The organism is Luteibacter sp., assembly GCF_009912395.1.
In the GTDB taxonomy this organism is placed as follows: Bacteria; Pseudomonadota; Gammaproteobacteria; order Xanthomonadales; family Rhodanobacteraceae; genus Luteibacter.
The window spans coordinates 65,351-79,726 of record NZ_WNDO01000019.1 but is presented as its reverse complement, the minus strand read 5'-3'; the positions used below and the strand labels follow the sequence as shown (position 1 = coordinate 79,726).

14 protein-coding genes are annotated in these 14,376 nt (G+C 65.0%); 12 read left to right on the top strand and 2 right to left on the bottom strand.

Annotated elements, in window-relative coordinates:
* Positions 1-17: 17 nt before the first annotated feature.
* The 6 genes from GAK28_RS16855 (at position 18) to GAK28_RS16830 (ending at position 3,860) form a co-directional block, all read left to right on the top strand.
* Positions 18-344, top strand: coding sequence for a hypothetical protein (locus GAK28_RS16855; RefSeq protein ID WP_291781759.1), 327 nt, complete (start codon positions 18-20; stop codon positions 342-344).
* Positions 341-1,021, top strand: a complete 681-nt coding sequence (locus GAK28_RS16850; RefSeq protein WP_291781758.1) for a C39 family peptidase — start codon at positions 341-343, stop codon at positions 1,019-1,021. Before GAK28_RS16855 ends, GAK28_RS16850 begins: the two co-directional genes overlap by 4 nt.
* Positions 1,018-1,497, top strand: a complete 480-nt coding sequence (locus GAK28_RS16845) for a hypothetical protein (RefSeq protein WP_291781757.1) — start codon at positions 1,018-1,020, stop codon at positions 1,495-1,497. Before GAK28_RS16850 ends, GAK28_RS16845 begins: the two co-directional genes overlap by 4 nt.
* 3 nt (positions 1,498-1,500) lie before the next feature.
* Positions 1,501-2,844, top strand: a complete 1,344-nt coding sequence (locus tag GAK28_RS16840; protein ID WP_291781756.1) for an acetate kinase — start codon at positions 1,501-1,503, stop codon at positions 2,842-2,844.
* Positions 2,845-2,999: 155 nt separating this feature from the next.
* A complete protein-coding gene (locus GAK28_RS16835; protein WP_291781755.1) occupies positions 3,000-3,257 on the top strand; it encodes a hypothetical protein in 258 nt (85 codons plus the stop codon).
* A 3-nt stretch (positions 3,258-3,260) separates the two neighbouring features.
* On the top strand, positions 3,261-3,860 hold the full coding sequence (locus tag GAK28_RS16830; protein ID WP_291781752.1) for a hypothetical protein: 600 nt from the start codon (positions 3,261-3,263) through the stop codon (positions 3,858-3,860).
* A 111-nt stretch (positions 3,861-3,971) separates the two neighbouring features.
* Here GAK28_RS16830 and GAK28_RS16825 read toward each other — a convergent pair whose 3' ends face one another.
* Positions 3,972-4,667: a TerC family protein gene (locus tag GAK28_RS16825; protein ID WP_291781750.1), complete on the bottom strand. Its 696-nt coding sequence runs from the start codon at positions 4,665-4,667 to the stop codon at positions 3,972-3,974.
* Between the two features lie 290 nt (positions 4,668-4,957).
* Between GAK28_RS16825 and GAK28_RS16820 the strand changes: the two genes are divergently transcribed.
* Together GAK28_RS16820 and GAK28_RS16815 are read left to right on the top strand one after the other, a co-directional pair.
* Positions 4,958-6,409: a bifunctional 2-methylcitrate dehydratase/aconitate hydratase gene (locus tag GAK28_RS16820; protein ID WP_291781748.1), complete on the top strand. Its 1,452-nt coding sequence runs from the start codon at positions 4,958-4,960 to the stop codon at positions 6,407-6,409.
* Between the two features lie 196 nt (positions 6,410-6,605).
* Positions 6,606-7,703, top strand: coding sequence for an OmpA family protein (locus tag GAK28_RS16815; protein WP_291781746.1), 1,098 nt, complete (start codon positions 6,606-6,608; stop codon positions 7,701-7,703).
* Positions 7,704-7,862: 159 nt separating this feature from the next.
* On the opposite strand, the gene GAK28_RS16810 is transcribed toward GAK28_RS16815, so the two are convergent.
* Entirely contained in the window at positions 7,863-10,292 is a 2,430-nt protein-coding gene (locus GAK28_RS16810) for a TonB-dependent receptor (protein WP_291781744.1), read from the bottom strand.
* Between the two features lie 297 nt (positions 10,293-10,589).
* On the opposite strand from GAK28_RS16810, the gene GAK28_RS16805 reads away from it, so the two are divergent.
* The 4 genes from GAK28_RS16805 to GAK28_RS16790 all read left to right on the top strand — a co-directional run bounded on the left by GAK28_RS16805 (position 10,590) and on the right by GAK28_RS16790 (position 14,376).
* Complete coding sequence (locus GAK28_RS16805; protein ID WP_291781740.1) at positions 10,590-11,042, top strand: DUF3574 domain-containing protein; 453 nt, start codon at positions 10,590-10,592, stop codon at positions 11,040-11,042.
* Positions 11,042-12,622 (top strand): hypothetical protein, encoded by a 1,581-nt coding sequence (locus tag GAK28_RS16800; protein WP_291781737.1) that lies wholly within the window; start codon positions 11,042-11,044, stop codon positions 12,620-12,622. The genes GAK28_RS16805 and GAK28_RS16800 overlap by 1 nt, the downstream gene beginning before the upstream one ends.
* A 559-nt stretch (positions 12,623-13,181) precedes the next feature.
* Positions 13,182-13,712: a lactoylglutathione lyase gene (gene gloA, locus GAK28_RS16795; RefSeq protein WP_291781734.1), complete on the top strand. Its 531-nt coding sequence runs from the start codon at positions 13,182-13,184 to the stop codon at positions 13,710-13,712.
* A gap of 13 nt (positions 13,713-13,725) precedes the next feature.
* Complete coding sequence (locus tag GAK28_RS16790; RefSeq protein ID WP_291781731.1) at positions 13,726-14,376, top strand: rhomboid family intramembrane serine protease; 651 nt, start codon at positions 13,726-13,728, stop codon at positions 14,374-14,376.

The following is a 14,376-nucleotide window of genomic DNA, read 5'->3' as shown; positions in this document are numbered from 1 at the left end:
GTCAACGGAGGTATGCCATGCCCATGTTTCGCGAAGCATGTGTCGGTGTCCTGGCGCTGGTCCTGACCACGGGCGCCCTGGCGCAGACCACGTTCGACACGCCGGTGCCGAACGCGCAGCTGTCCACGATGACCGGCGGTAGCGACATCACGAACAACCTCACCCGCCAACGGCTCAACGGCACCGTCTCGGACAACCAGGCCAAGGGTACCTACAGCGGCGGCAATCTTGTCTCCGGCTCGGCGTTCAGTGGTTCGGCGGGCCTGCCCACGGTGATCCAGAACTCGGGCAACAACGTGCTCATCCAGAACGCGACCATCGTCAACGTCAGGATGACACCGTGAAAACCGCCTGCATCCTCAGCCTCTTCCTGCTGGCGACACCCGTCGTCCACGCCGGCAGGGCCGAGGTGCAGACCTCGCCGGGCACGTCGTATCCGATGCACCTGACGAGCCTGAAGGAAGCGCGATTCCGCAACACCATCCGGCAGAAATACGACTTCAGCTGTGGCTCCGCGGCCGTGGCGACCTTGCTCACCTACCAGTACGCCTATCCCATCGACGAACAGGCGGCGTTCGATGTGATGTATGCCTCGGGCGATCGCACGAAGATCGGTCGTGAAGGGTTCTCGCTGCTCGATATCAAGCGTTTCCTGGCTTCGCGTGGGTTCGAGGCGGACGGTTTCGCGGTGCCGCTGGCGAAGCTGGACGAGGAGGGCATTCCCGCAATCGTGCTGATCGACGAGCGCGGTTATCACCACTTCGTGGTGGTGAAGGGCTACCGGAATGGCCGCGTGCTCATCGGCGACCCCGCGCGCGGCACGCGCTCGATGTCGCAGCGTCGCTTCGACGATCTGTGGAAGAACCGCATCGTCTTCGTGATCCACAACCAGCGCGACCGCGCGATCTTCAACAGTCCACGCGACTGGGCCGTGGCGCCCGCCGCGCCGCTGGGCGAAGGCATCGAACGCAACGGTCTCGCGCCCATCGTGATGCCCAAGCGCGGGCCGGGGGATATATGAAAAGGCGAATCCTGGCCGTTGGCATGGCCCTGGCGGCGGTGTGCGCGCCGGTGCGTGCGGCTGACTTCACGACGCAGGCGGCGTTGCCCGACGCACGTCTCGACGAGGTGCGTGGTGGCTTCGATATCGGCGATGGCTTGCTCGCGTCGTTGTCGTTGAAGCGCACGGTGTTGGTCAACGGCGAGGCGGTGGTGCAGAACAGCGTCACCATCCCCGACTTGTCCCACGTCACCGCCGACCAGGCGACGGCGCTCTCGAATGCCCTGCGCGCTACGGTCGTCACCAACGGCATCGGCGGCGTGTCCACCGACATGGGAGCGTCCAGCGGCGCACTCGTTATACAGAACTCGCTGAACAACCAGGCCATCTCGGCCACCACATCGATCGACGCGTCGGTGAACGCCGCGCACATGCTGCAGAACCTGCGGCTCGCCGAGGCGGTACAGGACGCGACGATCCAGTTTCGGGGGAACTAACGCATGTATCGCAATGGCAGGGTGATGCAGGCGGGCGTACGCGCGGGCGCATGGTCGCTCGCGTTGTTGCCCATGTGGATAGGTACCTGTTTCGCGCAGGATGCCGGGACCGATCCTGCGTTGCGCGACAGGATCGAAGCGCAGGGGCGCAAGCTCGACGCCATGCGAAGCCGCATGGCCGAGCAACTGGCCGAACTGGAGCAGATGAAGCGCGATCTCGCCGCGCAGGAGGCGCAGTACGCCGACCTGCGCAAGGCGGTGGGATTGAACTCACTGGACGAGGCACGTGGCGGATCGGCGGCCGTGGCGACCGCGGCCGATCCGCCGCCACCCTCGTCATCGCATACGGTGGCGGCCAGCCCCGTGGGGCGCCGTCCTGCGGAGGATGAACGACCGCCGGAGGTTGCACCCATCTTCGACCAGCCCGGCGTGCTCACGCCGCGCGGCAAACTCATCGTCGAGCCGTCGTACCAGTACGGCTACTCGTCGAGCGATCGCGTGGCCTTAGTGGGCTATACGGTGATTCCCGCGATCCTCATCGGCCTCATCGACGTGAGGCAGGTGAAGACCACCACGCAAACCGCCGCAGTGGCGTTCCGCTATGGCCTGACCAACCGCATGGAACTGGAAGTACGCGTACCTTACGTGGATACGCATACCGACACGATCAGCCGCGAGATCTTCACCGGTACCGCACAGGACAGCCTCTACACGACGAGTGGCAAGGGTATCGGCGATATCGAGGCGACCTTGCGTTACCAGCTGAACGACGGCGGTGCCGACAAGCCTTACTACGTGGGATGGATACGCGCCAAGTCGCGTACCGGACGCGATCCTTTCGACGTGACCACCGATTGCATCACCCGTTGCCTGGAGAACTTCACCGGCACAGGTCTGCCGCTGCAAAGCCCCACCGGCACGGGTTTCTACTCGGCGCAGGCCGGCGTGACGTGGCTCTATCCGTCAGATCCTGTCGTGTTTTTCGGCAATGTCAGCTACCTGCATAATTTCGAGCGCAGCAATGTCAGCAGGCATGTGCTGGGCGAGGGAACGCAGTTTCTCGGCGACGTGAAAGCCGGCGACATCGCGGATGTCAGCCTGGGCATGGGCCTTTCGCTGAACGAGAAGGCGTCGATCAGCGTCGGCTACGACCAGAGCTTTGTGGGACGCACCACGCAAAACGGAAAATCCGTGCCCGGTTCGGCGCGTGTAACGCTGGGTTCGCTGCTGATTGGCGGTTCGTATCGCTTCAACGACAAGGAAACGCTGAACGTGACGCTGGGTGTTGGCGTGACTCGCGATACGCCGGATTCGACGATCACCGTGCGGCTTCCCATCACGTTGTAGTTAACGCGTGCGCAATGTTTTCACAATGCATTCACCATGCGTGTCTGGAACACTCGCAAGTTCCCGTGCACATCCCGCACACATAAGTGTTCGTTAAGATTTCAAACGGGGGTTCGAACACACACATAGAAAAGACTTGCAGGGAGTTTCCTTACATGCGCATTCGCCATCATCGCTTCGGCAAGGCCACCGCGGGCCTCGCACTCGCTTCGTTCGCTGTCTTCGGTGCCGTCGCGCATGCGCAGGACAGCGGTTACGTCAAGAAATCCCAGTCCCCCGCGCTGGACAACATCAGCCTCTGGGTGGGCGGTTACTACAGCAACAACGACACGAACATCGGTGCGCACACCGATATCCTGAACTCGCGCGGCAACCTGAATCTCGAGCGCGACCTCGACTTCAAGAAGCACTAGGCCGTGCCTCGCGTGCGGCTGGACTTCCTGATCGGCGAGCATCAGGGTTTCTCGTTCGACTACTACGAAGTCGATCGCGATCATTCGAAGACCTTGTCCGACGGCATCAACTTCCTCGGTACGCCGATCGAAGCCACGGCCCGCGCGAAGGGTGATCTCAAGTTCACCTTCGGCAGCGCTGCATACAAGTGGTGGTTCGGTACCGGCAACGATGTGTTCGGCGTCGGCCTGGGTGCGGCGTACTACAAGGTGCACGCCAGCATCTACGGTTCGGCCACTGTCAACGGCGACAACTTCTCTGCCGGTGCCAGCGCCAACGAGAGCGCCTGGGCGCCGAACCTGCAGCTTGGCTGGCGTCACTCGTTCAACGACCAGTGGCGCATGTACGTCAATGCGTCGGGCGTGAAGAAGAACGGCGGCAGCCTCAACGGCCACATCTACGATGCCGCGATCGGCCTGGAGTGGTTCCCGTGGCAGAACGTCGGCTTCGGCGCCGAGTACGCCTATACGAAGATCCGCCTCAACCAGAACAAGCGTCGCTACGACCTCGACCTGGACATGAAGCTCAACGGTCCAGCCGCTTACGTCCGCTTCCGCTTCTGAGCGAGTCGTTCGTGGGGATCCAGGAGGCCGCCTTCGGGCGGCCTTTTTTTTGGATGCCTCACCCACTGTAGGAGCGCGCTTGCGCGCGATGGAGCTGGCGATAACGCCCCATCAAGCCTTCCCACTACCCCCATCGCGCGCAAGCGCGCTCCTACGGGCCGCCAGCCAGCCTCCGCCACACACGGCCACCACCAGCAGCGCGTCGAGCGCCCACGGGGCCCACGGGCGTGCATCGAACCACGGAGCGGTCAGGTGGTCGTGGGCGATCATCCGGGCGGCGGTCCAGGCGATGGCGCCCGCGCCGATGTAGACGATGACCGGGAAGCGGCTTATCAGCTTCAGGATCAAGGTGGAGCCCCACACCACCAGCGGCACGCTGATCGCCAGGCCCAGCACGACCAGGCCCATGTGGCCCTTGGCCGCGCCGGCGATGGCCAGGACGTTGTCCAGGCCCATCAGGGCGTCGGCGACCACGATGGTGCGAATGGCGGGCCAGAAGCCCGTGGCCGCCACCACGTCCGGGTCGTGGTCGTCCTGGGTCAGGAGCTTCCAGGCGATGGGCAGGAGCAGCAGGCCGCCCACCAACATGAGGCCCGGGAGCTTGAGCAGCCAGATCACCGCGAAGGTGAGGGCGATGCGTACGGCGATGGCGCCGAAGGTGCCCCAGAACACCGCCTTGGTCTGTAGGTGCTTGGGCAGGTTGCGGGCCGCCAAGGCGATCACGATGGCGTTGTCACCGGCCAGCACGAGGTCCAGCAGCACGATGGCTGCCAGGCCGGAGAAGAATTCGGGGGTGAGGAAATCCATGGGGCGGGTCCTTCGCGCGCTCGGTGAAGACAAATGCGGCGGCGACGGGTACGCGCGCCCGTCGTCACCGCAAAAGTCTCGTTCCCGGCGCGAAGCCGCCGCGACGACCGGGACGCATGAGGCGTCCGTACTGACGATCGGCGCGCACGAGGCGGGTATGCCTCGCGGAACTACTCCCTTTTGGGCTATAGTGGCGGGCATTCTCCCTCGTCGGTTGCGGCGCGGCAAGACTGTCCGCAGGCGACCCGGCTAAAATCGTGGGCTTTCCCAACCCCTCACGAGTGAAGTCCATGAGCGCACACGACATCCGTTCCGCCACGCGTCCCGATCCGGACCAGCCGCTGGTGGACATCGCCAACTACGTGGCCGACTACACCATCGACTCACAGGAGGCCTACGACACCGCGCGCTACATGCTCCTCGACTCGCTGGCCTGCTCGGCCCTGGCGATGAAGTTCCCGGACTGCGTGAAGCACCTCGGCCCCATCGTCCCGGGCGCCACCCTGGCCGACGGCGTCCGCGTGCCGTTCACCTCGCACGTCCTCGACCCGGTGCAGGCTGCTTTCGCGATCGGCACCCAGATCCGCTACCTCGACTTCAACGACACCTGGCTGGCCGCCGAGTGGGGCCACCCCTCGGACAACCTGGGCGCCATCCTCTCGGTCGCCGACTACCTGTCGCGCAAGGCGCAGAAGGAAGGCGGCAAGGCCCTGACCGTCCGTGACGTGCTGGGCTATGCCATCAAGGCCCACGAGATCCAGGGCTGCTACGCCCTCCAGAACAGCTTCAACCGCGTCGGCCAGGACCACGTGATCCTGGTGCGCCTCGCCTCCACGGCGGTCACCACGGCCATGCTGGGCGGCGACAAGGACCATGTCACCACCGCCGTCTCCCATAGCTGGATCGACAACGGCGCCCTGCGCACCTACCGCCACGCCCCGAACACCGGCCCGCGCAAGAGCTGGGCTGCCGGCGACGCCTGCCGCCGCGCCGTCACCCATGCCATCAACGCCGTCTACCGCAACGTGGTGGGCTACCCCTCGGCCCTGTCGGCCAAGACCTGGGGCTATTACGACGTGGCCTTCAAGGGCAACGCCTTCCAGTTCGAGCGTCCGTTCGGCAGCTACGTCATGGAGAACGTGCTCTTCAAGATCAGCTTCCCGGCCGAGTTCCACGCCCAGACGGCCGTGGAGTGCGCCATGCAGCTGCACGCCCAGGTTGGCAACCGCCTCGACGAGATCGAGCGCGTCGAGATCCAGACCCAGGAAGCCGGCGTCCGCATCATCGACAAGACCGGCCCCCTGGCCAATTACGCCGACCGCGACCATTGCATCCAGTACATGGTGGCCGTGCCGCTTATCTTCGGTCGCCTGACTGCCGACGATTACAATGACAATGTGGCCGCCGATCCGCGAATCGACGCCCTCCGCGACAAAATGACCGTGGTCGAAAATCCGCAGTTCACCAAGGATTATTTCGATGCCGAAAAACGCTATATCGGCAATTCGGTCCAGGTGTTCTTCAAGGATGGTTCCAGCACGGAAAAGGTCTCCATCGACTTCCCGATCGGCCACCGCAAGCGCCGCGCCGAAGGTATCCCCGTGTTGCTGAAGAAGTTCGAGGCCGCGCTGCGCGCCGAGATGCCGGCCGACCGCGTGGAAAAGATTCTGGCCCTCACCGCTTCTCCGGAAAAACTCGACGCCACGCCCATTCACGAATTCATGACGCTCTTCACGGCTTGATAATGGCCGTGACTCAAGTATGAACGGCGGTTTTTAGCACGTGTTCAATTGTTTGATTTTTGCTAAACTGCCGCCGCCCGTTGAAGGGGTATCAAAGCGAGGGACGGCCGAAGTCCCCGGATTCGATAAGAGTTCTACGCGCGATTTCCGTCTGGGGTGGAGCGCGGACGCGAATACCAATAATGAGGAGACACCGATGAAACGTAAGGGCTTGTTTTTGCTGATTGGTTTGGCCCTGGGCGGCGTGGGTGCCGTTCACGCGCAGGAATCCGCCGACACGGCGGGTAACGGCTATGACGGCCGCTGGTACATCGCCCCGACCGTTGGCGGTTACTACAACGACACCGATCGCCACACCAACAGCCGCCAGGTCTACTACGGTCTGGGCTTCGGCAAGTTCATCTCCAACAACGCTTCGATCGACATCTTCGCCGATCGCACCAAGCGTGATAACGACGGTAACGGCCACTGGGCCAACAACAGCTACGGCGTTGCCGCTCGCTTCTACGCCGGTGCGTGGGACAGCTGGCGTCCGTACCTGCTCGCCGGCGTGATGGGCTCGTACCACCACAACCCGTCGAACAACGGCTGGTCCCCGGCTGCCGAGCTCGGCGTCGGCGTGTCCAAGACCCTGACCGACAGCTCGGACTTCCGCGTGGAAGCCGGCTACCGTTACGACTGGGACGACAAGACCACCCGTCGTGAAGATGGCTACGGCGACTGGTTCCTTGGCTTCTCGCTCGTCTCGCGCTTCGGCGAGCCGCCGGCCGCTCCGGCCCCGGCTGTTGCCCCGGCTCCGGCCCAGCCGGACTGCTCGACCCTCGACAGCGATGGCGACGGCGTGAACGATTGCGACGACAAGTGCCCGGGTACCCCGGCTGGCACGATCGTCGGTCCGGACGGTTGCCCGCAGAAGGTCGTCATCGACCTGCGCGGCGTCAACTTCAAGTTCGACCGTCCGAAGAAGGGCGAGACGAACATCGGTCCGTCCCTGCAGGAGCCGACCAGCGAGTCGCTGGGCGTCCTCGACCAGGCTGTCGACACCCTGCAGCGTTACCCGCAGGTCAAGGTCACGGTTGCCGGTTACACGGATAGCGTCGGTAAGGACGCTTACAACCAGGGCCTGTCGGAGCGTCGCGCCAAGATCGTGTTCGATTACCTGACCTCGCACGGCATCTCGGCTGACCGCCTGGAAGGCCCGATCGGTCACGGCAAGAACAACCCGATCGACACGAACGACACGGCCGAAGGCCGCGCTCGCAACCGTCGCACGGAACTGCAGGTTCAGCAGTAATCCTTGCAAGATCGGTAGCTACAGAAAGGAGCCCGGCGAAAGCCGGGCTCTTTTTTTGTGTCGCGCTTGCGGTGCCGTTGTAGGAGCGCGCTTGCGCGCGATGGGGGCTCGCGGCAAGGTCTATCGCGCGCAAGCGCGCTCCTACAGGTCGGGTGAGGGTTACCAGCTGTAACGCAGCCTGCCGTACCAGTACGCCCCGTTCGTACCGATCGGCGAGATCACGTCGTACGGGAAATTGCCCGCATAGGCGATGTCAGGAATGGAGCGCTTCGGATACTGGTCGGTGATGTTCTGTCCGCCGAGCGCGACCGAGAAGCGATCGGTGACGTGCCACTCCGCCTCGGCATCCAACTGCCAGCGGGCACCATAGGTCTGCTGGGGCACGAAGCCGCCACCGAAGTCGAAGACGCGTGTCGTCGCACCCTGGCGGGTCAGGCGACCCAGCAGCGACCACCGGGAGCTGTCCCACTTCGCCGTGAACGCGCCGCGCTGGCGCGGGGCGGCATCGGTGAGCGTGTTGCGCTCCTCCAGGCCGAACAGCACCGCGTCGGCCCCCAGTACGGCCAGTTCCGGCGGGGTGGCCAGGACATGGCGGATGGTGTTCTTGTTGTAGCTGTACGTGGCCGTCAGGATCAGGTTGCCGCCGTAGACAGCCTGTCGGTAGTTGGAGACCAGCTCGGCACCCCGGGTCCGCGTATCCACCGCATTGGTGAAGAACGACACGCCCTGGATGCCCTGCACGCCGAAGCGGTTGGCGATGTAGTCCTGTAGGCCGTCCGGGGAAATCTGCTTGGACAGGGTGATCCGGTGGTTCACGTCGATCTGGTAGATGTCCAGAGAGGCGTCGAATCCCTGGCCGAGCTGGGCGGTGACGCCCAGGCTGACATTGCGCGACTTCTCCGGACGCAGCGGCCGGGCGCCGAGCCCCTGGGCGATGGGGTCGTTGACCGAAAGGACGCGGGTCTCCACCAGCTTGCCGTCCGCGCCGTAGCCGGTACCCGTGGACTCGAAGCCCACCTGGCTGAGCGACGGGGCACGGATGTTGTTGGACACGGCGCCACGGATCGCGATGGCGTCGGTGATGGCGTAGCGACCGCTGAGCTTGCCTGTCCAGGCCGAGCCGAAGTCGTTGTAGTGCTCATAGCGGGCGGCCGCATCGACGAAGAAGCGGTCGGTGACGTCACCGGACAGGTCGACGTAGGCCGCGCCGACGTTCCGGTGCAGGTTGGCCGTGTCCTGCGGGGTCAGGCCGCCGCCAGCCTGGGCTCCCGTTGGCGCGCCGATCACCGGACCGACCGCGTAGGACGCCGGGTCGCCGGCATAGGTGCGGAAGCCCTCCCTGCGGAACTCCACGCCCGTCGCCAGGGTAAACAGCTTCGAGCCCCACTCGATGGAGCGGCTCAGGTCGAGGTTGGCCGTGCCCTGGGTGCTGTTGTACTTGCCCACATGGAACTGGGTGGGGCTGGCGTCGCCCAGCGAGACATTCAGCGAGTCACGCAGGTCGTAGTCGAACGTGTTGCTGCCCCAGGTCAGGCTGCCGTCGATGTCCCACTCGCCCAGGCGGCCGCGGGCACCGGCCGTGAGGTTGAGGTCGCGGTTGTGGCCCAGCGACTCGGGCCGGTAGCCGTTCGGGTAGATGGACGGGATGTTGGCGTCGCTGTCGGGGTAGCGGAAGTAGTTGTCGCCGATCGTGCGGCGCTGGGTGTAGGTGCCGAAGGCATAGCCTTTCACTGTGTCGCCAAGCGGTAGCTCCGCGTTGAACCAGCCGCTGTAGCTCTCGTTCTGCGGGTCGCCCGCGGCGTAGTTGCGCTTGCCCTGGAGGGCGAGGTTGGCCGGCGAAGGGTTTTTCCAGGAGGGGATCTGGTCGGGGCCTGCGCGGTTGGTGGCGTCGTGGTTGTTGCTCTCGATGCCAGCGCGGAGAAAGCCCCCGGCGCCACCCAGCTTGGTGCCCGCCTTGGCGCTGAAGAAGCTGCTCTGGCCATCCGTGATCTCGCGGCCCAGGGGGCGGAAATTGGTATGGAAGGCACCGTAGGTGGTGGTTACCTCGCCACCCTCGGGCGCATCGTCGAGGATGATGTTGATCACGCCCGCGATGGCGTCCGAGCCGTACTGGGCGCCCGCGCCGTCGCGCAGCACCTCGATGCGCTTGATGGCGCTGACCGGGATCGCGTTGAAGTCCACCGGGGTGGTGCCGCGGCCGATCTTGGTGTCGCTGTTGACCAGGGCGGAGGTGTGGAAGCGCTTGCCGTTGACCAGCACGAGGACCTGGTCAGGGCTCATGCCGCGCAACTGGGCGGCGCGGACGTGGTCGGAGCCGCCCGAGTTGGACTGGCGGGGGAAGTTGAACGAGGGCAGCAGGGTAGCCAGGGCCTGGCCGAGTTCGCCGTTCACGGCGCCGGCGGAGCGGAGGTCTTCGGGGGTCAATACGTCCACCGGCACCGGGGAGTCGAGAACGGTGCGATCCTTCGCGTGCGTGCCGGTGACCACGACCTGTTCGAGGGTGGAGGCCTGGGTGGGCTCGGCCTGCTGTGCGAGGGCGCTGGCGGGCAGGGCGAGTGCGAGGGCGAAGGACAAGCGGGTGTGGCGCATGGACGTTCCTGGGAATACGGGACGGACGCCGCCCGTCAAGGGCAGCGGCAGGGATCGGTACGGCGATGGAAGGGCGGCTTCAGCCGCGCGGGGACGCATCCAGCCGACATCGGCAGGCCACGAAGCGGCCGGCGCGGAAGGTCGGTAGGACAGGATGCGGAATCACGTAGAGGCCCTTGTGGCGCCGATGCGTCGCGCCAGTTTCCCTATTTGTTGCATTGCAGTGTACGCTCTGTCAACACATCGGACGCCTAGCCGTATGGACGTCCGTTTGAAATGTTCCATGTCGAGGTCCGGATGAAGCTCTCCCACGGTTTTCTGCTCGCCGCCTTGCTGGCGGCAACGTCCGCCTGCGCGGCCAATCCGCCGCAGGCGAGCGGGGCCGCCACGCTCAGCGGCGACGCGGCCCACCCGGGCGCCACCCAGGGCTGGGTGCGCACCGAACTGTATTTCGGCCTGGGCCTGGAGGGCCGTCCAGGTGGCATCGACGAAGCGGGGTGGAGGCAGTTCCTCGACAAGGAAGTGACACCGCGTTTTCCTGATGGGCTGAGCGTGGTCGATGTCTACGGCCAGTGGCAGGGCAAGGATCAATCCGCACCGGAACGGTTGCGTTCGAAACTGATCGTGCTGCTCTACCCGGATTCGCCCGCGCATCGCGCGGCGGTCGATGCGATCCGCGTCGCCTGGAAGGCGAAGACCGGCGACCAGTCGGTGTTGCGTGTGACCCAGCCGGCCGAGGTCTCGTTCTGATGAGCGGCACGATCTCCACGCGTCGTCGCTTCGGCGGCGGCGACCTCAACGGCGTGCTCGGACTCGTCGTCGATAATCTTTCCCTGCTGGCCTTTCTCGCCACGGCGCTGATCGGCATCTTCGGCATGCCGGCCGACCTGGTGTTCCGTCGCATGTTTCCGGGTACGGCGTTTGGCGTGCTGCTGGGTAATCTTGCGTACACCTGGATGGCCCGCCGTCTGGCCGTCCGTACGGGGCGCGATGATGTCACCGCGATGCCGCTGGGCATCGACGCGCCGACGACCATCGGCATGGCCCTGCTGGTGCTGGGGCCTGCATTCGCCGGTTATCGGCAGGCGGGCCTGGATGCCAACGCGGCGGCCGAAGCGACCTGGCACCTGGGCATGGCCTCGCTGGTCGTGATGGGCCTGCTCAAGTTCGTGCTGTCGTTCTTCGGCGCCTGGGTACAGCGTTCCGTGCCGCGCGCCGGCCTGCTGGGTTCCATCGCGGGCATCGCGTTGGTGCTCATGGGCCTGCTGCCTTTGATCGAGATTCTGCGCGTGCCGGTGGTCGGTTTCGCGGGCCTGGGCATCGTGCTGTACGCGTTGATCGCGAAGCGACGATTGCCGTTCGGCTTGCCCGGCGTGCTGGGTGCCTTCATCGTCGGTGTCGCGCTGTATTACGGCCTGGGGCCCTCAGGGCTGCTCGGTAGCGGCTACCACGCGCCAGCCGCGTGGCAGTGGCGCCTGGGCCTGCCGTTGCCCAGCCTGGGCTTCCTGGATGGCCTTCCGGCCACGGTGCCTTACCTGCCGCTGATCCTGCCCTTCGGCCTGCTGATGGTGGTGGGCGGTATCAATGTCACCGAGAGCGCCCGTGCGGCGGGTGACGATTACTCCACGCGCGACATCTTGCTGGTCGAGGCGCTGGCGACGCTGGTGGCGGGTTTCTGCGGCGGTGTCGCACAGACCACGCCGTACATCGGCCAGCCCGCGTACAAGGCGATGGGCGCGCGCACGGGTTACACGTTGGCAACCGGTCTCATCATCGGCCTGGGTGGCGTGTTCGGTTACCTGTCGAACCTCGTGGAGCTGCTGCCGGTCGCCGTGCTGGCGCCGATCCTCGTGTTTGTTTCCATCGGCATCACGACGCAGGCGTTCGAGGCAACACCCGTGCGTTATGCGGGTGCGGTGGTCTTCGCATTTTTCCCGGCCATCGCACGGCTGCTGGCGATCAAGCTCGGTGATCCGTCCATCGTCGATCCGGCGCATTTCGCCGCGTTGTACGCGGAGAACAGCCATGGCATTTCGGACATGGCAGTCATCGTGATTCTCGGCAACGGCTTCATCATCACCTCGATGGTGTGGGCAAGTTTTGTCGTGGCGATGATCGATGGGCACGTGCGCAAGGCCGCGGCGATCGTCGCGCTGGGTGGCGTGTTGACGGCCTTCGGCATCATCCACTCGGTGCAGCCGATCGGCTCGGTCTATCTACCGTGGGTGCTCGACGCGGCGTCGCGTTCGCTGGTGTGGCAGTTCGTCGCCGCGTACGGTGCGTTGGCGGTGGTGTTGCTGTTGCTGTCGTTTGCGCCGAAGCGCGATTGATGTGGCTGAGGTAGTCGCTTCGTAGGTGGGGCTCGCCTGCGGCATTGCTCGCGGCGCTCGGGCGTGGCGGGGGGAGCCGTCGGGCCGCCGCCGGGGCGCTCCCGCTCCGCCGTCCCTCGGGAAAGGAGGGACGCTGCGCGGCCCGCGTCTTATGGCTTCGCCCCTTCGGGCTCGGGCAGGTGGTCGGGATTTTTCGACTCGACATCCCTGTCTCGGCGAAAAAGGCCGGTCATCCTGACCGGCCCCGCTGCGCGGTCTTGTCCGACCACCTACCCTCGGCTCCTCAAGTCGCGCCCCGGCGGCGGCCCGACGGCTCTCCGTACGCTGAGGCACCCTTGTGGCAATCGCATCGGCGATGGGTGCTCGCGAACCGTTTCACCTGTAGGAGCGCGCTTGCGCGCGATGGGTTCTTGCGGTAACCGTGCATCGCGCGCAAGCGCGCTCCTACAACCATCTTGCGTTGTCGTCGCGTTGACGTAGGAATCTTCGAGGGGCCTGAGTGCTTGATTTGTCACTCTTTCATGCCCACCCTCTAAGGTTTGCCCCAGGAGCCTTCCCCATGCCCCTTTCCGACCTTACTTCGCTGCCGGGCGTCACCGCATCGCCGGATGCCGTGACCCATGGCTACGTGTTCAACCACACCATGATCCGCGTGCGCGATCTGGACGTGTCGCTGGATTTCTACACGCGCGTGCTCGGCTTCACGCCGGTCTACAAGAACGTGTTCGACGAAGCCGCGTTCACCATCGTTTACCTTGTGCTGGTCGGCGATACGTCCGTGATTCCCGATGACGATGCGGCGCGTCGCGAGTGGATGCTGCGCCAGCCGGGTGTGCTGGAACTCACGCACAACCACGGCACCGAGAAGGAGGCGGCCACGCCGTATCACAACGGCAACAGCGAGCCGCGCGGTTTCGGTCACCTGTGCGTCAGCGTGCCGGATGTAAATGCTGCCTGCGCGCGTTTTGAGGAGCTTGGCGTCACCTTCCAGAAGCGCCTGACGGATGGTCGCATGCGCCATATCGCCTTTATCCGCGATCCGGACGAATACTGGATCGAGATCCTCCAGCCGACCCCGCTGGCGGCCTGAGGGAGCTGCATCGATGCCGTCGCGTATGTTGCCGGTGACCCGTGCGCTATTGATCGCGAACGTCTTAGTGTTCGCCTTGCAGACCTTGCTGGGTGACGACCAGACGCTGGCGCTCTCACGCTGGTTCGCGTTGTGGCCGCTGGGCCCCGACGTCGTGTTCTCCAGCGAGGGCGGAAGTCTCGGCTTTCGTCTGTGGCAGATGGTGACTTACGGCTTCATGCATGGCGGCGTCATGCATATCGTGCTGAACATGTACGCGCTGTACATGTTTGGCAGCTTGCTGGAAGGGGTGATGGGTGCGCGGCGGTTCACCGTGTACTACTTCACTTGCCTGGTGGCGGCGGCCGTGGCCCAGTTGGCCGTGGTGTATTTCTTCGAGCCGGGGCGCATGTTCCCGACCGTCGGCGCGTCCGGCGCCATCTTCGGCTTGCTCGGTGCCTTCGCCATGTTGTTCCCGCGGGAGAAGCTGATGCTGATCCCGATTCCGGTGCCGATTTCGGCCTGGCTGTTCGTCACGCTTTACGGGTTGGCCGAACTGATCTTCGGCATCACCGGCACAGTGGCCGGTGTGGCGCATTTCGCCCATCTGGGCGGACTGGTGGCCGGGCTGGCCTTGCTCTGGGCGTGGGGCGTGCGACCGCCGCCACGCCAGAGGATGTCCTGA